This window comes from Arthrobacter sp. 9V (assembly GCF_902506065.1).
In the GTDB taxonomy this organism is placed as follows: Bacteria; Actinomycetota; Actinomycetes; order Actinomycetales; family Micrococcaceae; genus Arthrobacter.
Map to the genome: position 1 here is coordinate 1,726,727 of NZ_LR732912.1, position 21,286 is coordinate 1,748,012.

The 21,286-nt window shown below is 61.4% G+C and carries 23 protein-coding genes and 1 riboswitch; of the genes, 19 read left to right on the plus strand and 4 right to left on the minus strand.

The window, feature by feature from the left end; all coding sequences use genetic code 11:
• Positions 1-75: 75 nt before the first annotated feature.
• Positions 76-1,614: a glucose-6-phosphate dehydrogenase gene (locus BACI9J_RS08035; protein WP_159733916.1), complete on the minus strand. Its 1,539-nt coding sequence runs from the start codon at positions 1,612-1,614 to the stop codon at positions 76-78.
• 30 nt (positions 1,615-1,644) lie between these two features.
• On the opposite strand from BACI9J_RS08035, the gene ffh reads away from it, so the two are divergent.
• Positions 1,645-3,225 carry a signal recognition particle protein gene (gene ffh, locus BACI9J_RS08040; protein ID WP_159733917.1) on the plus strand — a complete coding sequence of 527 codons (1,581 nt, stop codon included), beginning with the start codon at positions 1,645-1,647 and terminating at the stop codon, positions 3,223-3,225.
• Between the two features lie 95 nt (positions 3,226-3,320).
• Complete coding sequence (locus BACI9J_RS08045; protein ID WP_159733918.1) at positions 3,321-4,043, plus strand: alpha/beta hydrolase; 723 nt, start codon at positions 3,321-3,323, stop codon at positions 4,041-4,043.
• Here BACI9J_RS08045 and thiC read toward each other — a convergent pair.
• The gene (gene thiC / locus BACI9J_RS08050; protein WP_159733919.1) at positions 4,031-5,869 is read right to left on the minus strand and encodes a phosphomethylpyrimidine synthase ThiC; all 1,839 of its coding nucleotides are present in this window, start codon (positions 5,867-5,869) and stop codon (positions 4,031-4,033) included. The two genes, BACI9J_RS08045 and thiC, sit on opposite strands and share 13 nt — an antisense overlap.
• A riboswitch (TPP riboswitch) is annotated at positions 5,865-5,972 on the minus strand. It overlaps the preceding gene by 5 nt.
• Before the next feature lie 82 nt (positions 5,973-6,054).
• Here thiC and BACI9J_RS08055 point away from each other — a divergent pair.
• The 17 genes from BACI9J_RS08055 (at position 6,055) to BACI9J_RS08135 (ending at position 19,540) form a co-directional block, all read left to right on the plus strand.
• Positions 6,055-7,137, plus strand: a complete 1,083-nt coding sequence (locus tag BACI9J_RS08055; protein ID WP_159733920.1) for an amidohydrolase family protein — start codon at positions 6,055-6,057, stop codon at positions 7,135-7,137.
• A 98-nt stretch (positions 7,138-7,235) separates the two neighbouring features.
• On the plus strand, positions 7,236-8,108 hold the full coding sequence (locus BACI9J_RS08060) for a VOC family protein (RefSeq protein WP_159733921.1): 873 nt from the start codon (positions 7,236-7,238) through the stop codon (positions 8,106-8,108).
• Positions 8,109-8,215: 107 nt separating this feature from the next.
• The gene (locus tag BACI9J_RS08065; protein WP_159733922.1) at positions 8,216-8,668 is read left to right on the plus strand and encodes a hypothetical protein; all 453 of its coding nucleotides are present in this window, start codon (positions 8,216-8,218) and stop codon (positions 8,666-8,668) included.
• A gap of 234 nt (positions 8,669-8,902) precedes the next feature.
• On the plus strand, positions 8,903-9,322 hold the full coding sequence (gene rpsP / locus BACI9J_RS08070; RefSeq protein WP_017199647.1) for a 30S ribosomal protein S16: 420 nt from the start codon (positions 8,903-8,905) through the stop codon (positions 9,320-9,322).
• Between the two features lies 1 nt (position 9,323).
• Positions 9,324-9,566 carry an RNA-binding protein gene (locus BACI9J_RS08075; RefSeq protein WP_011775119.1) on the plus strand — a complete coding sequence of 81 codons (243 nt, stop codon included), beginning with the start codon at positions 9,324-9,326 and terminating at the stop codon, positions 9,564-9,566.
• A gap of 131 nt (positions 9,567-9,697) precedes the next feature.
• A complete protein-coding gene (gene rimM, locus BACI9J_RS08080; RefSeq protein WP_159733923.1) occupies positions 9,698-10,252 on the plus strand; it encodes a ribosome maturation factor RimM in 555 nt (184 codons plus the stop codon).
• Positions 10,253-11,053 (plus strand): tRNA (guanosine(37)-N1)-methyltransferase TrmD, encoded by an 801-nt coding sequence (gene trmD, locus BACI9J_RS08085; RefSeq protein ID WP_159733924.1) that lies wholly within the window; start codon positions 10,253-10,255, stop codon positions 11,051-11,053.
• Positions 11,054-11,319: 266 nt separating this feature from the next.
• Positions 11,320-11,673, plus strand: coding sequence for a 50S ribosomal protein L19 (gene rplS, locus BACI9J_RS08090; RefSeq protein ID WP_014922079.1), 354 nt, complete (start codon positions 11,320-11,322; stop codon positions 11,671-11,673).
• Positions 11,674-11,753: 80 nt separating this feature from the next.
• A complete protein-coding gene (gene lepB, locus BACI9J_RS08095; RefSeq protein ID WP_159733925.1) occupies positions 11,754-12,431 on the plus strand; it encodes a signal peptidase I in 678 nt (225 codons plus the stop codon).
• Positions 12,432-13,301: a signal peptidase I gene (lepB, locus tag BACI9J_RS08100; protein WP_159733926.1), complete on the plus strand. Its 870-nt coding sequence runs from the start codon at positions 12,432-12,434 to the stop codon at positions 13,299-13,301.
• Between the two features lie 16 nt (positions 13,302-13,317).
• The gene (locus BACI9J_RS08105) at positions 13,318-14,118 is read left to right on the plus strand and encodes a ribonuclease HII (RefSeq protein ID WP_159733927.1); all 801 of its coding nucleotides are present in this window, start codon (positions 13,318-13,320) and stop codon (positions 14,116-14,118) included.
• A gap of 81 nt (positions 14,119-14,199) precedes the next feature.
• Entirely contained in the window at positions 14,200-14,544 is a 345-nt protein-coding gene (locus BACI9J_RS08110; RefSeq protein ID WP_018776202.1) for a DUF2469 domain-containing protein, read from the plus strand.
• Positions 14,545-14,656: 112 nt separating this feature from the next.
• Positions 14,657-15,022 carry a YraN family protein gene (locus BACI9J_RS08115; RefSeq protein WP_159736402.1) on the plus strand — a complete coding sequence of 122 codons (366 nt, stop codon included), beginning with the start codon at positions 14,657-14,659 and terminating at the stop codon, positions 15,020-15,022.
• The gene (locus BACI9J_RS08120; protein WP_159733928.1) at positions 15,022-16,563 is read left to right on the plus strand and encodes a YifB family Mg chelatase-like AAA ATPase; all 1,542 of its coding nucleotides are present in this window, start codon (positions 15,022-15,024) and stop codon (positions 16,561-16,563) included. The genes BACI9J_RS08115 and BACI9J_RS08120 overlap by 1 nt, the downstream gene beginning before the upstream one ends.
• A complete protein-coding gene (dprA, locus tag BACI9J_RS08125) occupies positions 16,560-17,792 on the plus strand; it encodes a DNA-processing protein DprA (RefSeq protein ID WP_159733929.1) in 1,233 nt (410 codons plus the stop codon). Before BACI9J_RS08120 ends, dprA begins: the two co-directional genes overlap by 4 nt.
• A gap of 70 nt (positions 17,793-17,862) precedes the next feature.
• Complete coding sequence (locus BACI9J_RS08130; protein ID WP_159733930.1) at positions 17,863-18,798, plus strand: tyrosine recombinase XerC; 936 nt, start codon at positions 17,863-17,865, stop codon at positions 18,796-18,798.
• Between the two features lie 238 nt (positions 18,799-19,036).
• Complete coding sequence (locus BACI9J_RS08135; protein ID WP_018776197.1) at positions 19,037-19,540, plus strand: DUF3145 domain-containing protein; 504 nt, start codon at positions 19,037-19,039, stop codon at positions 19,538-19,540.
• 114 nt (positions 19,541-19,654) lie between these two features.
• Here BACI9J_RS08135 and BACI9J_RS08140 read toward each other — a convergent pair whose 3' ends face one another.
• Complete coding sequence (locus BACI9J_RS08140) at positions 19,655-20,890, minus strand: beta-ketoacyl-[acyl-carrier-protein] synthase family protein (protein WP_159733931.1); 1,236 nt, start codon at positions 20,888-20,890, stop codon at positions 19,655-19,657.
• 132 nt (positions 20,891-21,022) lie between these two features.
• The gene (locus tag BACI9J_RS08145; RefSeq protein ID WP_011692310.1) at positions 21,023-21,268 is read right to left on the minus strand and encodes an acyl carrier protein; all 246 of its coding nucleotides are present in this window, start codon (positions 21,266-21,268) and stop codon (positions 21,023-21,025) included.
• Positions 21,269-21,286: the final 18 nt, after the last annotated feature.

The following is a 21,286-nucleotide window of genomic DNA, read 5'->3' on the forward strand; positions in this document are numbered from 1 at the left end:
GTCCTTACCGAAGCAAAAAGCGGGCCGGGTACCAGTCAAGGTACCCGGCCCGCTTGCGGTTGTGGAGGGCTTTCGTTAGTCCACGACGCCGGTGGGCCAGTTCGCCGGGCCCGCGCCGCCGGCGTCGTACTCTTCCAGCGGGACGTCGCCGCCCTCCCAGGCGCGCAGGACCGGTTCGATGATCCGCCAGCAGTCCTCCGCGGTATCTCCCCGAACAGAGAGCAGGGGGTCGCCGTTCAGAATGCCTTCGAGCACTTCACCGTAAGGAAGCATTCCGGCTGCGTTGAGCTGGGCCACCAGGCTTGCACGGTCCAGGCTGAAGATGTCGCCGGGGCCGTTCACATCGACGTCGAGTTCCAGTACATCCGGTCCGAAACCGATCCGCAGCTGGTTGGGGGAGTCCACGCCGGTGAAGCCATTGGGCAGGTGGGGGACCGGCCGGAAGGTGATCACCGCTTCCTTCCGCCGGCGTCCCATGGCCTTGCCGGAGCGAAGGATGAACGGGACACCCTTCCAGCGCCAGTTGTCTATCTCCACCCGGACCTCTGCCAGGGTTTCGGTGTTGCGGGAAGGGTCAACGCCTTCTTCGGCAGCGTAATCCGGCACCGGCCGGTCGCCGAGTGTCCCCGCCTTGTAACGCGCCCGGCGTGTGGTGTCGCTGTACGGGGCTTTGATGCTGCTGGCCCGCAGCACCGTCGCAACAGCGTCACGCAGGTCCCGTTCCTCAATGGTGGCCGGGGCATCTATGGCAAGAAACGCCATGATGTGAAGGAGATGGCTCTGGATCATGTCGCGCAATGCGCCGGCAGTGTCGTAGTACCTGGCCCGGCCCTCAAGTGCCAGGTCTTCATCAAAGATGACCTCAACCTTCTCGATGTGGTCCCGGTTCCACACCGGTTCCAGGAACCTGTTGGCGAAACGAAGTCCCAGGATGTTGAGCACCGTGGCTTTGCCGAGGAAGTGATCCACGCGGTGGATGTGGTCTTCCGGGACCAGGGCAGCGAGTGTCTTGTTGAGCTCATGGGCAGATTCTGTTCCGGAGCCGAAGGGCTTTTCCATCACCAAGCGGGTTCCAGCGGGCAGTTGATCCCGGTGGAGCACCTCGCAGGCCTTCTGGCTAACGTGGGGCGGCAGGGCGAAGTAGATGGCCACCGGCCCCTCCAGCTTGGCCAGCAGCCCGGCCAGCGGGCCGTCAGCGGTGACATCCACCTGATGATATTCGGTGGTCTCCGCAACGGCAGCCACGTCAGCGCGGCCTGCTGCGTCGGCGGCGCTTGATGCTGCAGCGAACGCAGTGTTGACCCGTTCCTGCCACTGCCCGGGGGACCACGGGTCAGAACCCGCACCCACCAAACGAAGGCCGGGGGCCCGGCCGGAAGCCAGGAGTCCGGCAAGTCCGGGCAGAAGCAGCCTGCCTGTCAGGTCCCCGGACGCGCCGAGGATGAGCAACGTTTTTACAGTTGTTTTGCTGGTCACTGTGCCAGCATGCCATCTTGCAGGTGCGACTTGGTACCCTAGATAGTCGAGTCCCGTAGTCGAAACAGAATTGTTGGCTGAGGCACATGTGCCGGGGCAAGAATGATCAGGACTATGGCGTGCCGCATTGGCCGCCATTCGTAGACCATCGAAAGAAGTGCGCGGCGCGTGTTCAATTCACTCTCTGACCGGTTGACAGCAACCTTCAAGAACCTTCGTGGCAAGGGCCGCCTCACCGAGGCTGACGTCGACGCCACCGTTCGTGAGATTCGCCGTGCCTTGTTGGATGCGGACGTTGCAGTATCCGTGGTCCGCGAGTTCACCGGGCGTATTCGTGAACGCGCCTTGGGCGCCGAAGTCTCGGGAGCGTTGAACCCGAGCCAGCAGATCGTCAAGATCGTCAACGAGGAACTCAAGGAGATCCTCGGCGGCGAAACCCGCCGTATCCGTTTGGCCAAGACCGGCCCCACCATCATCATGCTTGCCGGCCTCCAGGGTGCCGGAAAAACCACCCTTGCCGGCAAGTTATCCAAGTGGCTTAAGTCCCAGGGTCACAGCCCCATGCTGGTGGCTTGCGATCTTCAGCGTCCCAACGCTGTAACTCAGCTCCAGGTTGTTGGGCAGCGCGCGGGAGTTCCCGTGTTCGCCCCGCACCCCGGCGCCACCTCCGAGCTTGAGCACCCGGCCGGCGACCCCGTCGCCGTAGCCAAGGCCGGTGTGGAGGAAGCGCGCCAGAAGCTGCATGACGTGGTGATTGTTGACACTGCCGGTCGTCTTGGCGTGGATGCCGAGATGATGGATCAGGCCCGCCGCATCCGTCAGGCGATCATCCCCAACGAAGTCCTCTTCGTCATCGACTCCATGATCGGCCAGGATGCCGTAAACACGGCGATGGCGTTCGATGAGGGCGTCAACTTCACGGGCATCGTGCTGTCCAAGCTCGACGGCGATGCCCGCGGCGGCGCCGCGCTGTCGGTTGCGTCCGTCACCGGCAAGCCGGTGATGTTTGCCTCCACCGGTGAAGGCCTGGATGATTTTGAGCTCTTCCACCCGGACCGCATGGCTTCCCGCATCCTGGACATGGGTGATGTCCTCACCTTGATCGAACAGGCCGAGAAGGCATGGGACAAGGACGAAGCTGCCCGGATGGCGAAGAAGTTCGCCGATCAGGAAGACTTCACCCTGGACGACTTCCTCGCCCAGATGCAGCAGATCCGCAACATGGGCTCCATGAAGAAGATGCTCATGATGATGCCGGGTGCGCAGAACATCCGCCAGCAGCTGGAGAACTTCGATGAAAAAGAGATCGACCGCGTCGAAGCAATCGTCCGCTCCATGACTCCGCACGAGCGTGTTGCTCCGAAGATCATCAACGGCTCACGCCGTGCACGTATTGCCAAGGGTTCCGGTGTGCATGTGTCCGAGGTCAACGGCCTGCTGGAGCGTTTCGCCCAGGCCCAGAAGATGATGAAGAAGCTCGCCCAGGGCGGCGGCATGCCGGGTATGCCGGGAATGCCTGGCCTCGGTGGTCCTGGCGGTGGACGCAAGGGCGGCAAGAACGCGCCCAAAAAGAAGGCGCGCTCCGGCAACCCTGCCAAGGCAGCCCAGGAGCTTCGTGATGCCGAAGCCAAGCGGGCAAACGCAGCCTCCGCAGCTCCCACTGGAGCGGCTTTTGGCCAAGGCGCAGCAGACTTTGATCCGTCATCGCTCAATCTTCCCAAGGGCTTCGAGAAGTTCCTCGGCAAATAGTCCGTAGCTGACATCCCCACCGCTTCGCTGTTTGGGATGGCCGCTGTGGGGATGGTCGCTGTTGAGATGTCTGAGCCGTGGAATAGGCTGAATCAATGCATAAGCAGCGCGTAGTCTTCGTCCACGGCATGGGCAGTTTTGGTGCTGCCGCATGGCCGAAGCAACATGGCATGGCCCTTGCTTATGACGCCCTCTTTCTTCGGCGGCACGGCTTCGATGCCCTTGCGGACCCTGTGGAGGCGGACGTCGCGTCGGACATCACAATAGTTATCAACGCTTTGGTTGATTCCGGCGGCGGTCACATCGTTGCCCACGAACAGGGAGCAATTTCGGCCATGCTGGCCGCCGTCGAGCGCCCTGACCTGGTGTACTCGCTCTCTTTGGTGGAACCGTCCTGCTTGTCGCTGACGGCTGAACTACCGGCCACCGCTTCGTACAGGGCCCTCATGGAACCTTTGTTTGAGGTGCGGGACCAGCTTAACGACGCCGATTACCAGCGCGAGTTCTACAGGCGCGCTTTCTCGGCCGAGACGGGTGGGTTGGACACCCCTGAGGCCCGGCGGTCTGCCCATAGGCTCCGGCTCCAGGCCCCGCCGTGGGAAGCCCCGCTTCACATTGTTCCGGGCGTCCCCACGCTGGTTCTTACCGGTGGATGGGAACCCTTATACGAGGAAATCGCCGGCTACCTCCAGGAGACCGGCGCCGTCCGCCGGGTGGCAGCGGGCGGGCACCGGCCCCAGGATTCCGTTGACGGCGATCAGGCTATCCGCTCCTTCATCGCCGATGTTGGCCGTGCCATGTCAGTTCAGGCTTCCTGAGCTGACTCCAGTGCTTCTTTGGTTCCGCTGCTGACCTGGTTCGCGGGAATCTGAAGCTCCGGTAGGTACACCTTTCCACCTGATGCCATGAACTCCTGGCTCTTTTCGCGCATCCCCTCATACATTCCGGCGATTGCTGCCTGCGATTCGGCCGAACCGTACTCATCCCGGATGTCCTGGCTGATGCGCATCGAACAGAACTTGGGACCGCACATGGAGCAGAAGTGGGCGGTTTTTGCCGGTTCCGCCGGCAGTGTCTCGTCGTGGAATGCTTCTGCCGTGACCGGATCCAGGGACAAAGCGAATTGGTCCCTCCAGCGGAACTCAAACCGTGCCTTGGACAGTGCATCATCACGTTCATGGGCGCCCGGATGCCCCTTGGCGAGGTCAGCTGAGTGCGCCGCGATTTTGTACGTTATGACACCGGTCTTGACGTCGTCCTTGTTGGGGAGCCCCAAGTGCTCCTTCGGTGTCACGTAACAGAGCATTGCCGTGCCGTAGCGTGCAATTTCCGTGGCGCCGATAGCTGAGGTGATGTGGTCATAACCGGGGGCTATGTCAGTCACCAAAGGACCCAACGTGTAGAACGGGGCACCTTTGCACAGCTCCTGTTGGCGCTCCACATTTTCGCGCACCAAATGGAAGGGAATGTGGCCGGGGCCTTCCACCATCACCTGGACATCGAACTCCCACGCCCGTTGTGTCAGCTCTGCGAGCGTATCCAGCTCGGCGAACTGCGCGGCGTCGTTCGCGTCTGCAATTGAGCCCGGACGCAGCCCGTCTCCCAAGGAGAAGGCGACGTCGTACTGCGCGAAGATTTCGCACAGCTCGTCAAAGTGCGTGTAGAGGAAGTTCTCCTGGTGGTGCGCCAGGCACCACCCGGCCATGATGGAGCCGCCGCGGGAAACGATTCCCGTGACCCGGTTGGCGGTTAGTGGCACGTACCTGAGCAGGACGCCCGCATGGATGGTCATGTAGTCCACGCCTTGCTCGCATTGCTCAATGACGGTATCGCGGAAGATTTCCCATGTCAGCTTGTTTGCCTCGCCGTTCACCTTTTCCAGCGCCTGGTAGATGGGCACTGTTCCGATCGGGACGGGCGAGTTGCGGATGATCCACTCGCGCGTGGTGTGGATATCCTCTCCCGTGGAGAGGTCCATCACGGTGTCAGCGCCCCACCGGGCTGCCCACTGCAGCTTGTCCACTTCCTCGGCTATGGAACTGGTGACCGCCGAGTTTCCAATGTTGGCGTTGATCTTGACCAGGAACGCTTTACCGATGATCATCGGCTCGGATTCGGGGTGGTTGATGTTGTTGGGAATGATCGCCCTGCCCGCGGCGATTTCACGGCGCACCAGTTCAACATCACAGCTCTCACGCAAGGCGACGAACTGCATCTCCGGCGTGATGATGCCTTGTTTCGCATAATGCATCTGGGTGACGGTCCTGCCCGGGACTGCGCGGCGGGGTACCGGCTGCGCACCCTTCCATTCCGCTGACGCTGATCCTCGCCGAACGGCGGATTTGCCGTCGTCCAGCAGGTTCCGTTTGCGTCCGGAATAGGCCTCAGTGTCTGCGCGGGCTTCAATCCAAGGCACACGGAACGGCGCCAGACCTACCACGGGATCGCTGCCCGGGCCTTCGGTTCGGTAAACCTGTAAAGGCGGGTTGGCTTGGCCGTTGGGCGAGGGTTCCAACGCGATCTCCGTAACAGGGACGCGTATTGAATGCCGGGGATTTTCCAACCAAGCCAAGGAATGGGATTTCAGAGATTGCGTAACAACCTGATTTTGGGCAGGGCTGTGCTGTGTTTCCGTGGTGCTCAAGGGACTACTCACTTCCTTCGCCGGCATTACCCGGACAGGTTCAACGGTCGCAGACTGCATCAGTCCGATCTCAGCCCCTGCAGGGGCCCCCGTGTGGTCGTAGACGAAGCTACCACAGCTCCGAACAGCCGCCCAGTCATAAACATCAAGAGGGTTCTGCCGCACCATCCCGCTACGCTTTTATGATGGCCAACATCATCGAATTCAGGGGTCCTGCACTTGTCTCGGCGCACGAAGAGCGCCAAGGTCTGTGGTCCGTGGACGGTACCTTGACGTTCCAGCGCCCTGCTTCTGCGCCGGACAGGGTGTTGGAGGGCTGGGTCCTGCCGGGTCTGGTTGACGCCCACTGCCACATCGGACTCGGCGCAGGAGGAGCGGTGGATGAGCAGGCTACCCTCCTTCAGGCCCAAGCGGACCTTGAGGCCGGGACGCTGCTCATCCGCGATTGCGGATCACCAGGCGATACCCGCTGGGTGCAGCAACGAACAGACCTGCCCCGGCTCATCCGTTCAGGCCGGCATATTGCCCGAAGCCGGCGATACCTCCGAGGACTGGGCCACGAAATTGAGCCTGATGAACTTGTTGAGACCGTCCGAAAGGAAGCCCGGGACGGGGATGGTTGGGTAAAACTGGTGGGTGACTGGATAGATCGCAGCATTGGTGATCTCGCGCCCTCCTTTCCCGCCCGGACCGTGAAGGAAGCCATCTCAGCGGCACATAATGAAGGCGCCAGAGTTACGGCTCACTGTTTCGGTGAGGACACGATCGATCACATGCTGGATGCCAACATCGATTGCATTGAGCACGCCACCGGTCTGCTTCCCAGACATCTTGCGCGTTTGGTTGAACAGTCAGTTCCGATTGTTCCCACGCTGGTCAATATCGCTACTTTCCCGGATATAGCCGCCCAGGCTGCGCCTAAATTTCCGGATTACGCGGAGCGCATGCTTCGGCTCTGGGATGGTCGTCGTGAGCGCGTGTTGGAGGCCTTCGAGGCGGGGGTTTCCATCTATGCCGGCACAGATGCGGGCAGCGTCATCAAGCACGGCCGGATTACGGATGAAATGCAGGAACTGCACGACGCCGGCCTGCCGCCGGCGGCGGTCCTGCACGCCGCAACATGGGGCGCCCGGGCGTGGCTGGGGGCGGAGGGTATCAGCGAAGGTGCGAGTGCCGACGTCGTAGTGTGCAGTGAGGATCCGAGGCGCGAACTTGCGACTGTTGCAGCGTTAAAACACATCGTTATACGCGGCAAGGTGGTCCGTTAGGGCAGAAAGTGCTCCATTAGGAATAAATTGAAGCTTCAAGTAATTTATAGAGGTAGGAAGGTGCCGATGCGCGGCAACCTCAGAACCGGGAGCTTCACATGACCTCATCATCCAGCCAGGATCTTCTGCCTGCCGAACTCACCATGGGCACCGTCATGCTCAAGGTGGGCAATATGAAGGTCATGAGCGATTACTACCAGCGTGCCCTTGGTTTGGAGGTTGTGGCCGAGCAAGACGGTGGACTCTACCTGGGACGCGTGGGTAAGCCGGTGGTCCACCTGGCCCCGGCAGCCGGACTTCAGGTCCCGGGGAGGGGGGAAGCCGGGCTGTTCCACACGGCAATACTGTTCAAGGACCAGCCATCGCTTGCCGCGACGATCGCCACCGCCGCGGAATACGAACCCCGTGCTTTCGCGGGGAGCGCTGACCACCTGGTCAGCGAAGCCTTCTACTTCACCGACCCCGAAGGCAATGGAATTGAGCTTTACTACGACAAGCCGCGCGAGTTCTGGCAGTGGGACGGCAAGAATGTTGTGATGGACAACGTGGCGTTGCCCCCGCAGCGCTTCCTCCAACAGCACCTTAGTGAAGCCGCCGTGACAGGCCAGCTCGAGGCCGCGGCGGGCATTGGCCATGTTCACCTGCAGGTGGGTGACGTGGAGACTGCGCAAGAGTTTTACGTGGAAACCCTTGGGTTCGAGCGGACCGCAGGTTGGCACGGCCAGGCACTGTTCGTTTCGGCAGGTGGCTACCACCACCACATGGCCATGAACGTCTGGAACAGCCGGGGAGCAGGCCCGCGAAAGGACACCCTGGGCTTGGGTGAAGTACTGATCGAGGTCCCCGCCGGTGACGACATAGCAGCGCTGGCGGACCGACTCAAAGTTGCGGGTGTGCGGAATCATCACACCGGAGCCGAGCTCCACTTCGAGGATCCCTGGCGGAACAAACTGCGGGTTGCAGTCCGCTAAAGCCAAATCCGCCGGATTGCCCGCGTGTCCGATGTGCTGCACTAGGCTGGACGGAGACGGCGCGGATCCATTCGGTTTCCGTGCCGCCGCCCCGTCAGCACAAAGGAATGAGAGCACTTTCCATGGGCTTTGCCGAAATTTTTGTAGCCACCCACGACGAAGCACTCAAGCGGGCTGCGGCCCTGGATAAAGGTGCGGATGTGACCGGACCGGCCGTGCGGATTGACGGCATTACCGACTTCGAGGTCGAACAACTGGGTGATCTTGCAGGTCAGGCCGTCCATGCCGCGGGAGCTGATTACGAGCTTGCCTTGGTGGATGTCACCAGTGATGCTCTCCTGGGTGTCCCCGAAGCCATGGTGCGGGCTCTTGCCGAGCTTCTCACTTACGAGAGCGAAGGCGACGCCAACGTTCTTGACGACGTCGCGGCCGCCTGGGCGGCGCAGGAGGATATGCCGTTCGACGCCACGCAATCGCGCCAATATGTCCAGCAGCTGGCTGTCCTCGCAACGGACGCTGAGAAGGCGGAGCGGACCGGCCTCTACGTCTGGTCTGAATGAGGCTCCGGACGGCGTTGGACCGCACAATATAGGGGAGTGTGGGCAAGAACACGCCGGCCCTCGTGCCCGAAGTCGTATTTACTCCGGGCATCTGGCACAATAGACAGGTACTCGATCGGTGCGGCCCCTCTCTCCGTGCTCGTATCTTGTCCTTCGAACCGTCAAGTATGGCCCGCCCCACGGGTGCAGAACGTCGGGTTCAACCTCGTTTCAGAAACAGGAGTGACCACAAAAGTGGCCGTAAAGATTCGCCTTAAGCGCTTCGGTAAGATGCGCGCACCGTACTACCGCATTGTCGTCATGGATGCCCGCGCCAAGCGCGATGGCCGTGCCATCGAAGAGATCGGTAAGTACCACCCCACCGAAGAGCCGTCATACATCGAGGTCGCTTCCGAGCGCGCCCAGTACTGGCTTTCCGTTGGTGCCCAGCCCACCGAGCAGGTTGCCGCGATCCTCAAGATCACCGGTGACTGGCAGAAGTTCAAGGGCCTGCCGGGCCAGGAAGGCACCCTGAAGACCAAAGCTCCGAAGGAAGCCTTCGTAGCCCCGGAGAAGGGTTCCGTCATCATTCCGGAAGCCATCACCAAGAAGGCCAAGAAGGACGAAGCCGAAGCTCCGGCCGAGGCTGAAGCAGAGACCACCGAGGCTGAGTAAGTTGCTGGCAGAAGCGCTCGAGCACTTGGTCCGTGGGATCGTTGACAGCCCTGAGGATGTCAAGGTCAGTGCCAAGAACAACCGCCGCGGGGAATCCCTCGAGGTGCGCGTTCACCAGGAGGACCTCGGACGGGTGATCGGCCGTCAGGGACGCACCGCACGCGCTTTGCGCACTGTGGTTGCAGCCTTGGCTGGTGGCGAGCAGGTCAGGGTTGACGTCGTCGACACCGACCGTCGCCGGTAACGCGCTCAGCACTACTTGTCTTAGATCCGGCCCCTTCACCGAATATGGTGGAGGGGCCGGATTGCTTTATCCATCATTTCCTGTTCATTGCCGGAACGCGGCGTGGGCATTAGAAGAATTCAGAGGAACCCATGCAGCTCCAGGTGGCCCGGATCGGCAAACCCCATGGCATTCGCGGCGAGGTTACGGTGCAGGTACTCACCGACGCCCCTTCCGAGCGCTTCGTCGCCGGAACCGAGTTCGTGGTGGAGCCGGCCTCCGCTGGCCCCCTGACCATCCGCAGCGCGCGGTGGAATAAGGACATCCTCCTGCTGGGTTTCGAAGAGATTGCCGACCGCAATGCGGCCGAGGTGATCCGGGGGGCGAAGCTCTTCATCGAAACCGAGGAACTCGACGACGAAGACGACGACGAGGGCTGGTACGAGCACGAGCTGGTTGGCTTGGAAGCCCGGGTTGGTTCGCAAGTAGTGGGCACGGTCGCCGCTCTTACCACCCTGCCCGTCCAGGACCTGCTCACTGTCAAGGCTGCGGACGGCAAGGAAATCCTTATACCCTTCGTCGATGAAATCGTCCCGGAGGTCAACGTCCAGGATGGCTACATCCTCATTACTCCGCCGGCGGGCCTTTTCGAGATCAATGACGAGAACCCCAAGGAGCCCAAGGACAGCGCCGGGGATGATGCCTGAATGAGGATCGATGTTGTCAGTATCTTTCCTGAGTACCTTGCACCGCTGGAACTTTCACTCATAGGCAAGGCCCGCCAGGACGGGTTGCTGGAGTTGAACGTCCATGATCTGCGTACCTTCACCACGGACAGGCACCGGACGGTGGATGACACCCCCTACGGTGGTGGCGCCGGAATGGTCATGAAACCTGAACCGTGGGCCCAAGCGCTGGAATCGGTGGCCGCAGTCCGTGAAGGCTCCAAGCCGGTCCTGATTGTTCCATCGCCGGCAGGGGAGAAGTTCAACCAGGCCCTGGCCTACGAGCTCGCAGAAGAAGAGCAACTCGTCTTCGCATGCGGCCGCTATGAAGGCATTGACGAGCGCGTTATTGATTGGGCTCAGGACCACTTTACTGTCCGGCCTGTCAGCCTGGGCGACTACGTCCTCAATGGTGGCGAGGTGGCAGTTTTGGCCATGGTGGAAGCGATCGGCCGCCTCCTGCCAGGAGTGGTGGGCAATCCGGAGTCACTGATTGAGGAATCCCACTCTGATGGCCTTTTGGAGTACCCCGTTTACACCAAGCCCTCAGCGTGGCGGGATCATGATGTTCCTCCCATCCTCCTCAGCGGCAACCACGGCAAGATAGCGCAATGGCGCCGGCATGAGCAGTACCGCCGGACCGCCGAGCGCAGGCCGGATCTCATGGAAGGGTTCGACGCCGGTGTCCTGAGTCGCGCAGACCGGCAGGCCCTCGCGGACCTCGGGTACGACGTCGTTGATGGCCGCCTGCGTGCCAAGCACGGCGGCAAGACGGAAAACTAAGCGCACTTCCCGCCGTCGAAAGTTGCGGGGGGACGGGCAGTTGGCCGGATGGTTGCGACTATGGCAGAATTAACCCTTGTGTCTGCTGGGCTGACACCTGCCACAGGGGGAGTTCAGCCAACAGTCGGACAACCCGGCGATGCCAATCAGTGGCGGAGCCGGACACTAAGAAACTTCGGCGGAGATTTCCGGTATGCCTTCGTGCGCCGGGCTTGTCTGCCGTAACCCAAAGTGAATGACCTGTGGCGTTCACCAGGAGTGGATTAATGCATATCCTCGATAGCGTAGATGCAGCCTCGCTGCGTAATGATGTTCCGGAGTTCCGTGCGGGCGACACCCTCAAGGTTCACGTCAACATCATCGAAGGCAAGAACTCCCGTGTCCAGGTATTCCAGGGCTTCGTCCTGGGCCGCCAGGGTGACGGCGTTCGCGAAACCTTCACCGTGCGCAAGGTTTCCTTCGGTGTCGGCGTAGAGCGTACCTTCCCGGTACACTCCCCGATCATCGACAAGATCGAGGTCGTCACCAAGGGTGACGTCCGCCGCGCCAAGCTTTACTACATGCGCGCACTGCGCGGTAAGGCTGCAAAGATCAAGGAAAAGCGCGACTTCGCCAAGTAAGTCCTCCGACTTATGTAACGGGTCCAGGATTCGTGCCCGGTTGTTCCGGAGCAATCCGCAACGCAACAGGGATACGAGTCATGGACACATCAGAACGCCAGCCCCGGAAACAGGGCTGGCGTTTTGTTTTGCTCGCACTGGTGTTGGCCGTGGCCATCAGCGGTTTGGTTCGGTCCTTATGGCTGGATGTCTATTACATCCCGTCCGAGTCCATGGAACCCTTACTCGAAGAAGGGGACCGGATCCTCGTCTCGCGGACGGCCTTCGATACTGAGCCGATACGCCGCGGTGACGTTGTGGTCTTCGACGGCCGAGGTTCCTTCGCCCCTCTGAGCAGTGGACAGGGGCCTTTTGTGGATGCGGTGTCGGCCGCAAGCCAGTGGTTCGGGCTCACGGGCAGCGACACCACCTACGTCAAGCGGGTCATTGGGGTGGGCGGGGATCACGTCCAATGCTGCGATGCAGCGGGGCAGCTCACGGTGAACGGTCAGGTTCTTGAGGAACCCTATCTGTATCCGGGAGACGAACCCAGCCAGCAGAAATTCGACGTCGTGGTCCCTGGGGACCGGCTCTGGCTCATGGGTGACCACCGTTCCCGTTCCGCTGATTCGCGGGGGCTGCTGGGTGCCCCGGGTGGCGGCATGGTCCCCGTTGAGCGCGTTTTAGGCCGGCCGGTCCGGATTGTCTGGCCACTTGATAGATTTGCAGAGGTGCCTCGCTCAGCGCAGGCCGAAACACCACCGAGGAACGGACAGTAAATGCCGGACAAAGCTCCAGAGAATCCCGAGCGGTACGACGACGACGCCCGGCTCTCGGACGGAACGGCCAGGGCCGCGGGCACGGCTGAGTCCCGCCCCGTTGACGACGTCAGGCCCGGTGCAAGCGCCGCAGCGGACGAGTCACGGTCGAGGGATTCCGAGGGAGGATCCCACGCAGCTGAGAAACCGCGCAGGAACCCCGTGCTCGTATGGGTCAAGGAGATCGTCACAGTAGTGGCGATCGCCCTGGTGTTGTCCTTCCTTCTTAAGACTTTCCTGTTCAGGGCGTTCTACATCCCGTCCGAGTCCATGGAAAGCACTCTGGATGTCAACGATCGCATCTTCATCAATCTCCTGGTGCCTGGTCCCTTCGATCTCGCGCGCGGGGACGTTGTGGTGTTCAGGGATACGCAGGCTTGGTTGCCTCCAGTGGCGGCGAAGCCTGCCGGGCCTATGGACTGGGTGGGAGATGGCTTGGAGTTCGTTGGTTTGGCTCCTGATAATACTGATCAGCATCTGGTCAAACGCATTATTGGTCTTCCGGGCGACAGGGTTTCCTGCTGTGACGCAGAGGGCCGTCTCTCCATCAACGGCGTGCCGGTTAACGAGACCTACATCAACCCCGCTGAGGTGCCGCAGCCGAAGACCTTCGATATTGTGGTTCCGGAAGGAAAGGTGTGGGTTATGGGAGATAACCGCAACCACTCCGAAGATTCCCGGATGCACCAGGAGGTCAACGGCGGTTTCATCAACATTGAAGATGTTGAAGGCAAAGCCACCGTCATTGCCTGGCCCATTAACCGTTGGACCATCCTCGATAACTATCAGGACGTTTTCCGTGACGTCCCTGAAGGCACCCCGGCAAAGTAAGGTTCTTGGCAAACTCATGGCATCAACGGCTACCGGCTCCAAGGGCAAAGCTCCGGCCAAGCCCGCCACAAAGGCCAAATCCCCTGCGAAGGCCAGGTCCACCGCTAAGGCCAAATCCACGGCGAAGGCCAAGAGCCCGGTGGATTTCCCTACCTTGGATATCGAACGCTCCTTCCTATCCTCCGGCGTGCGCTTGCTGGCGGGTGTGGACGAGGTTGGCAGGGGAGCGTTGGCGGGGCCGGTCAGTGTTGGGATTGCTGTGGTGAATCTTGAAGAGCACGGTCTCCTGGCTGACGTCAGGGACAGCAAGCTGCTCAAGCCCGAGGACCGGGACAGGCTTGAACCCTTGGTTCGTGAATGGGCTGTGGCCTCCGCTGTAGGGCACGCTTCCTCCCGGGAAATTGATGACATTGGCATCATTGCTGCGCTGCGCCTGGCAGGTACCCGTGCCTGGCTGGAGATCCTCGCCGGTGGCATCACTCCTGACGTTGTCTTGCTCGATGGCAGCCACAATTGGTTATCGCCGGACGTTCAAGCTTCACTCTTCGACACCCAGGACCCCGGTCCGTGGTGCGAGGCGCCGGTGCACACCAGGATCAAAGCGGATATGAGCTGCCTTAGTGTTGCCGCTGCCAGCGTTTTGGCCAAAGTCGCCAGGGACCGGATCATGGTGGACCTTCATTCGGAAATTCCCTCCTACGGCTGGAATGTGAATAAGGGCTATGCCACCTCTGCCCACCGGGACGTCATCCGGTTGCAAGGCCCCAGTGTCCATCACCGCACCAGCTGGAACCTCACCGGTCCTGAACTTGCCTGAAGCGTGCCTGACTCGGCCTCCTGACCCGCGCCGGCACCACGTGTGGCGCATGGTGACCGGCTGATAGTGCAAGATGGAACTATGAGCGCCGAGGACCTTGAGAACTATGAAACCGACATGGAGCTTCAGCTCTACCGTGAGTACCGGGATGTTGTCGGTCTGTTCAGCTATGTAGTGGAAACCGAGCGGCGCTTCTATCTGGCCAACCACGTGGACCTGCAGGCCCGCAGTGCCGACGGCGAAGTTTACTTTGACCTCACGTTGCAGGATGCCTGGGTCTGGGACGTCTACCGTTCTGCCCGGTTCGTCAAGAATGTCCGGGTGATCACATTCAAGGACGTCAATGTCGAAGAACTGCCCCGGAGCGAGGACCTGGCTTTGCCGAAGGATGGCGGACTTGGCGACCTGGGAGATCTCGGCAACTAGGCCCCTTTATCGGTCAGTATTCCTCCACAGGGCTGACTTCATGAGCTTTACCCACATAGCGCAGTGACCCCCTGCCGCCGCGCCCCGCCAGCCTGAAAGCTGGTGTTTGGAGGTGGTGGTCATGAGAGCAAAAGACCTGCTTGGCCGTAACGGTGAAGCGCTGGCGGCGGATTTTCTGGAGAACCAGGGAATGCGGATCGTCGATCGCAACTGGCGGTGCCCGGACGGTGAGATCGACATCGTGGCGATCGAAGGTGACACGTTGGTTGTTGCCGAGGTAAAGACCCGGAAGAGCTTGAACTACGGTCATCCTTTTGAGGCTGTGGACGCAGCCAAGCTTGCGCGTCTTCATCGGCTGTCCTCATCATGGTGCCGGGAGCATGACCTGGACGCGCTGCGAAGACGAATAGATGTTGTGGCCGTCATTGACAGCGGCATCGGTGAGCCGCAGCTCGAGCATTTGCGCGGTGTTGGCTGATGGGTGTCGGGCGCAGCTACTGCGTTGCCCTGCTGGGGCTGAACGGTTACATCGTGGAGGTTGAAGCCGACATCGGTCAAACCCTCCCGAACTTCATCATCCTGGGGTTACCCGATGCAGCTTTAAACGAAGCCAAGGAGCGCATCCGGTCGGCCGCCCAAAACTCCGGAATCCCCTTGAGCAGACGGAAGATCACAGCCAACCTGATTCCGGCCTCCCTTCCCAAACGGGGCTCAGGATTCGATCTCGCCATTACTATGGCGGTACTCCATGCGGCCGGTGACATCCGCGAAATCAGCGGGACCGTGTTCATTGCGGAGCTTGGGCTGGACGGCAGATTGAGGCCAGTACGTGGCATCCTTCCTGCCGTGATGGCCGCGGTTCAGTCAGGCTACCCGGATATTGTGGTGGCTGATGCCAACGCTGCGGAGGCTTCGCTGGTCCCTGGAGCGAGGGTACGCGGTTACAAGACCCTTGCCCGGCTGGCCTTCGACTTTGGCGCGGATCCCAGGGACCTCGCACTCGATTACAACCCCGTTGACGTCGATGTGCCTGATGATGACGCTGAGATGGCCCCGCTGGTACCGGATCTTTGTGACGTGTCGGGGCAAGCCGAGGCGCGGCGTGCCTTGGAGGTAGCCGCAGCAGGCGGACACCACATGTTATTGACCGGACCACCGGGGGCCGGTAAGACGATGTTGGCAGAGCGCCTGCCAGGCTTGCTTCCGGACCTGACAGATACAGCGGCCATGGAAGTGACCGCAATCCACTCGCTGGCCGCTGTCCAGTCTTCAGCTGCGAGTCTCATCCGCAGGCCTCCGTTTGAAAATCCCCACCACAGTGCCACCTCTGCCGCCATTATCGGTGGAGGCTCGGGACTTCCCAGGCCTGGCGCCGCTTCACGTGCGCATCGCGGTGTCTTGTTCCTGGACGAAGCCCCTGAATACGAACGCCGGGTCCTGGACGCCCTCAGGCAGCCTCTGGAGAGCGGAGAGCTGGTCATACACCGTTCGGCGGGAACTGCAGCCTACCCTGCCCGGTTTCAGCTGGTACTTGCCGCAAATCCCTGCCCGTGCGGCAAAGCGTCGGGGAAGGGCATGGACTGTACGTGCACTGCCATGATGCGCCGCCGTTACTTCGGCCGGATATCGGGTCCGCTGTTGGATCGTGTGGATATTCAGTTACAGGTTGAACGGGTGTCCTTGGCTGATTTTGGCCAGGCCGGCGAGGAAGAAGATACACACACTGTCGCTGCACGGGTTTCGGCCGCCAGGGAACGGCAACTGGAACGTTTGCAGGCCATGGGGCTTGAAACCAATTCACAGGTGCCCGGGCGCACCTTGCGGGGGGAGTTGAGGTTGGCTCCAGTGGCCACCCGGATCCTGGACACTGCGCTGGAACGAGGCACCCTCACTGCACGAGGCTACGATCGCGTCCTTCGGCTGGCATGGACGCTCGCAGATCTGGGGCACAGCGATACACCGGACATCGATCATATTGGCCAGGCCTTGGGACTGCGGCAAGCGGCGGCCGCGACATGAGTAATACCGAATCGAAGGGTTTCACGGCCATGGCTGTACTGGGGAAGCAAGACAAAGAACGAATTGCCAGGGCGGCACTGTCCCGGCTCATGGAACCACAGGATTCCGTAGGCCTGGCATTGGTCCAGGCCGTAGGGGCGGTGGAAACCTTGGGTATCGCGAGCGGCGAGCTGGCGTCAGGTCCGAACCTGGAAAGGGAGATTTCTTCATTGCTGGTTGATGCGGGAGGGGCATCTTCGTGGGCCGGATTACCTGCGAGCATTCGTCGATGGGCGCCCCGCGTCAGGGACCTTGCACCGGAACGGGACCTTGAAACCATGAACAGACTTGGTGGACGGTTGATCATCCCGGGCGATGAATTGTGGCCGGAGCAGCTGGAAGCGCTTGGCCTCCAGGAGCCGCTTTGCTTGTGGTGGCGGGGCCAGGAACAGCCGCTGCCAATCGCCGGACAAGCGATCGCCTTGGTTGGGTCGCGGGACAGCACCAACTATGGCGCATCCGTCACAGGCGACCTCGCATTTGGCCTGGCTCAGCGCGGATTTACCGTGGTTTCCGGCGGAGCCTACGGCATTGACGCCCATGCCCACCGTGGAGCCCTGAGCGGTGGTGTCGCCACCGTGCCCACCATCGCCGTCATGGCAGGCGGCGTGGACCGCTTCTACCCTTCAGGTAACGAAGACCTCCTCAGGGCAGTATCCACTCAAGGGGCTGTCATGTCAGAGGTACCACCAGGTTCCGCTCCCACCAGGTACAGGTTCCTGCAACGGAACCGGATCATCGCGGCTTTGGCTTCAGTGACGGTGGTTGTTGAAGCACGTTGGCGATCCGGAGCCCTCAATACGGCCCACCATGCAGAAACGATCGGAAGGGTTGTTGCGGCGGTGCCTGGCTCCATTCACAGTGCGAACTCAGCGGGCTGTCACCGTCTCCTCCGGGATGGGGGAGCCGTCTGCGTCACGGACGTCGGGGAAATTGCCGAGCTTGCAGGGGGCATAGGTGAAAGTGCAAGTGAGGACCGGGACGCCCGGGCTGCCGTGCACGATGGACTGTCCCTGGAGGATCTAATTCTTCTGGACGCCTTGCCGCTCCGATCCGTCAGTTCGGTGGAGAAGCTGACTGTGGTAGCAGGTCTGAGCGTGGAAGCTGTGCGTGCGGGCCTGGGGCGGTTGGGTCTGCTGGGACTGGCCAGCTCCGAACGGGGTGCCTGGAAGAGGACCAAGACTTCATAGCCCCTGAGGAGAAGCATGGTGGTGAGGAAAAGCATGTTGGTGCGCCTGGTTGGCGCCTTCGGCTGGCACAGTGGGAAGGGTGGACGGACAAACATTGCCAGCACCCCTCCAAGATGCAATTGAGGGCTTTCGACGCTACCTGGAAGGCGAACGAGCCAGGTCGGTGCACACAGTCCGCGCCTATTTGGCCGATGTTGAGAGTCTCCTCGGCTTCGCGGTGTCTGAGGGGGTGCAGGAACTTGGGCAACTGGAGTTGGGCTCTTTACGGCGCTGGCTTGGAGCGCAAAGCGAATCGGGCATGGCAAGGGCCACGCTGGCGCGCCGGGCAGCAACGGCCCGCTCCTTTACGGGCTGGGCGCTTCGGGAGGAACTCATCGGAACAGACCCGGCAGTCCGTTTGCAGGCGCCCAAGAGGGACAAGTCCCTCCCAGGGGTCCTTCAGCAGCAGCAGGTCACCAGGATGGTGGATGATCTGAACGCTGCGGCCGCTGAAGGTGGTCCAATCGCGTTACGCAATAGGGCAATGGTGGAACTCTTATATGCCACCGGGGTCCGTGTCGGTGAACTGGCGGGGCTGGACATCGATGACCTTGATCCTGATCGACGTACGTTGCGCGTGCTGGGTAAGGGTAATAAGGAACGCACCGTTCCATTCGGTGTTCCGGCAGCTGTGGCGGCGGATGACTGGCTCAGGCGAGGCAGGCCGGCAGTGGTGACGGCCGCGAGTGGGCCGGCCTTGTTCCTGGGACTGCGTGGCAACCGGGTTGATCCGCGCCAAATCCGGGCAGTAGTCAGCGAGCTGCTCCAAGCGTTGGGCGATACATCCGCCACAGGACCGCACGCGCTGAGGCACAGTGCGGCTACCCACTTGCTGGACGGGGGAGCGGACTTGCGCGCCGTGCAGGAAATTCTTGGGCACAGCAGCCTTGCGACTACGCAGATCTATACCCATGTGTCGGTGGACCGCCTTAGGAAGAGCTACCAGCAAGCGCACCCAAGGGCCTGATGGTGTCCCTCAATGCTGCACTGGCGGAAACGGGCAGGGTACGGCAAAATGAAAGCACCACGGGGAAACCTTCAATTCACGGTTGAGGGTTAGAACTGTGCCAGTATCGTCTGTAGTAGTCACAACCAAAACTTAATAGCCTGTCAGGGCCCTTTGATTTCCAAGGCATCCGGCAGCAACAGCAAACATCCAGGCAGAGGTCGTTGGGGAAGACGTACCTACAGCTATGGAGGATGGAATGTCTGTTGCAACAACCCGCGGTGTCTTGTTCGTGCACTCGGCCCCTACAGCACTTTGCCCGCACGTTGAGTGGGCCATTGGATCGGTCGTGGATAAGCGAACCGATCTGGAGTGGACCCCGCAACCGGCCGCGCCGGGAATGTTCCGGGCTGAGCTGTCGTGGACCGGCGCTCCCGGTACGGGGGCTCAATTGGCGTCTGCTCTGAGGGGCTGGGCACACTTGCGTTACGAGGTAACGGAAGAACCCAGCCAAGGTGTGGACGGGGCACGGTGGTCGCACACCCCTGAGCTCGGCATTTTCCATGCCGTCACTGATGTCCACGGCAACATCATGGTCACAGAGGATCGTATCCGGTACGCCTACGAGTCCGGCGCCGGAGATCCCTCCGCTGTTTATCACGAGCTCTCATTGGCTTTGGGCGAGGCATGGGATGAGGAACTGGAGCCCTTCCGCCACGCGGCTGAAGGTGCTCCCGTGCGGTGGCTCCACCAGGTTGGCTAGCGGCAGTCCATTGACGGCGCTGACTCGAAAGCGTCTCCCATAGCAAAGAGAAGGGCCCCACCTGTTGGTGGGGCCCTTCTCTTGTCTCAAGGAGACGTTGGTCCAAAGTTGAACTCAGACGTTCCGGACTGCAATGACGGCGTTGTGGCCGCCGAAGCCGAACGAGTTACTCAATGCCACGATGTCTCCGGCAGGAAGATCGCGAACGGAGGTCACCACGTCGAGGGGGATCTCCGGGTCCTGGTTTTCGAGGTTGATGGTGACCGGCGCCTTGCGTTCGTAGACGGCCAGGACGGTCAGTACGGCTTCAACAGCCCCTGACGCTCCCAGGAGGTGGCCCATTTGCGACTTGGTGGCGGAGACCGCAACGTTGTCCACGTGGGTCCCCAGGGCAGCGCGCAGGGCTGTGTACTCGGGCTTGTCACCAACAGGAGTGGAGGTGGCATGGGCGTTGACGTGCACCACGTCCTCGGCTTGGATCCGGCCATCGAACATTGCAGCCTTGAGGGCACGGGTGGCCCCAAGGCCCTCAGGGTCCGGTGCTGTGATGTGATAGGCGTCGGCAGTCACCGAGGTTCCGGCGAGTTCGGCGTAAATGCGGGCGCCCCGGGCGATTGCGTGTTCTTCGGCCTCCAAGACCAAAGCGCCGGCGCCTTCACCCATAACGAAGCCGTCACGGTCGCGGTCGTACGGACGCGAGGCTCGTTCGGGTTCGTCGTTGCGACGGGACAAGGCCTGCATGGAGGAGAACGCGGCCATAGGCATCGGGTGGATAGCAGCTTCAGCACCACCGCACACTACAACGTCCGCTTTGCCGGAACGGATCAGGTCCAATCCCAAGTGGAGCGCTTCAGTACCGGACGCGCACGCCGATACGGGCGTGTGTGCTCCGGCGCGGGCGCCGAGGTCGAGGCTGACCGCTGCTGCCACGCCATTGGGCATGAGCATGGGAACGGTCATGGGCAGGACCCTGCGCGGACCCTTATCCCTGAGGGTGTCCCACGCGTCAAGGAGCGTCCATACGCCGCCGATGCCAGTGGCGAATGCTACGGCCAGCCGGTCGTGGTCAATGTCTTCAAGGCCGGAGTCAGCCCACGCCTCGCGGGCTGCGATGACCCCAAACTGCGTGGAGGGGTCCATGCGCTTTGCCTCTACGCGGCTCAGGACCTCCAGCGCCGGCGTCGAGCACCGGGCAGCAAAGTGGACCGGGAGGTCGTATTTGGCCACCCACTCGTCGCCGAGCGTGTGGGCGCCGGAGACCCCTTTCAGCGCGTTCTGCCACATTGTGGGTACGTCGCCGCCGATGGGAGTGGTGGCCCCCAGACCGGTTATGACTACTTTGCGTGCCATGCGATCACTCTCTGTCGGATAGCCGTCCCGCATGCGCGGTACACAGGGGGAGGCTTGAAAATCTATGGGTGTTACTGCGGCTGTGCCGGGCGCAAGGAAGGAAATCCCGGCCCGGCACAGCTGGTGTCAGGACTAGGCCTGTGCGTTGGCGATGAAGCTGACTGCGTCGCCGACGGTCTTGAGGTTCTTGACCTCTTCGTCCGGGATACGAACGCCGAACTTCTCTTCGGCGTTGACGACGATCGTCATCATGGAGATGGAATCGATGTCCAGGTCCTCGGTGAAGGACTTGTCCAGCTCGACTGCTTCGGTGGCGAGGCCGGTTTCTTCGTTGACGATTTCAGCCAGGCCGGCCAGGATCTCTTCGTTGCTAGCCATTGTTGGCTCCTTTTCTTG

What these genes read in the sequence shown, in the direction of transcription:
- lepB (WP_159733926.1), top strand. Translation starts at nt 12,432, where the DNA reads ATGCCGGACAAAGCTCCAGAGAATCCCGAGCGGTACGACGACGACGCC.
- rimM (WP_159733923.1), top strand. Translation starts at nt 9,698, where the DNA reads ATGCAGCTCCAGGTGGCCCGGATCGGCAAACCCCATGGCATTCGCGGC.
- dprA (WP_159733929.1), top strand. Translation starts at nt 16,560, where the DNA reads ATGAGTAATACCGAATCGAAGGGTTTCACGGCCATGGCTGTACTGGGG.
- BACI9J_RS08105 (WP_159733927.1), top strand. Translation starts at nt 13,318, where the DNA reads ATGGCATCAACGGCTACCGGCTCCAAGGGCAAAGCTCCGGCCAAGCCC.
- BACI9J_RS08055 (WP_159733920.1), top strand. Translation starts at nt 6,055, where the DNA reads ATGGCCAACATCATCGAATTCAGGGGTCCTGCACTTGTCTCGGCGCAC.
- BACI9J_RS08140 (WP_159733931.1), bottom strand. Translation starts at nt 20,890, where the DNA reads ATGGCACGCAAAGTAGTCATAACCGGTCTGGGGGCCACCACTCCCATC.
- rplS (WP_014922079.1), top strand. Translation starts at nt 11,320, where the DNA reads ATGCATATCCTCGATAGCGTAGATGCAGCCTCGCTGCGTAATGATGTT.
- BACI9J_RS08110 (WP_018776202.1), top strand. Translation starts at nt 14,200, where the DNA reads ATGAGCGCCGAGGACCTTGAGAACTATGAAACCGACATGGAGCTTCAG.
- trmD (WP_159733924.1), top strand. Translation starts at nt 10,253, where the DNA reads ATGAGGATCGATGTTGTCAGTATCTTTCCTGAGTACCTTGCACCGCTG.
- BACI9J_RS08060 (WP_159733921.1), top strand. Translation starts at nt 7,236, where the DNA reads ATGACCTCATCATCCAGCCAGGATCTTCTGCCTGCCGAACTCACCATG.
- BACI9J_RS08045 (WP_159733918.1), top strand. Translation starts at nt 3,321, where the DNA reads ATGCATAAGCAGCGCGTAGTCTTCGTCCACGGCATGGGCAGTTTTGGT.
- BACI9J_RS08120 (WP_159733928.1), top strand. Translation starts at nt 15,022, where the DNA reads ATGGGTGTCGGGCGCAGCTACTGCGTTGCCCTGCTGGGGCTGAACGGT.
- BACI9J_RS08145 (WP_011692310.1), bottom strand. Translation starts at nt 21,268, where the DNA reads ATGGCTAGCAACGAAGAGATCCTGGCCGGCCTGGCTGAAATCGTCAAC.
- BACI9J_RS08035 (WP_159733916.1), bottom strand. Translation starts at nt 1,614, where the DNA reads ATGGCGGCCAATGCGGCACGCCATAGTCCTGATCATTCTTGCCCCGGC.
- lepB (WP_159733925.1), top strand. Translation starts at nt 11,754, where the DNA reads ATGGACACATCAGAACGCCAGCCCCGGAAACAGGGCTGGCGTTTTGTT.
- BACI9J_RS08065 (WP_159733922.1), top strand. Translation starts at nt 8,216, where the DNA reads ATGAGAGCACTTTCCATGGGCTTTGCCGAAATTTTTGTAGCCACCCAC.
- BACI9J_RS08135 (WP_018776197.1), top strand. Translation starts at nt 19,037, where the DNA reads ATGTCTGTTGCAACAACCCGCGGTGTCTTGTTCGTGCACTCGGCCCCT.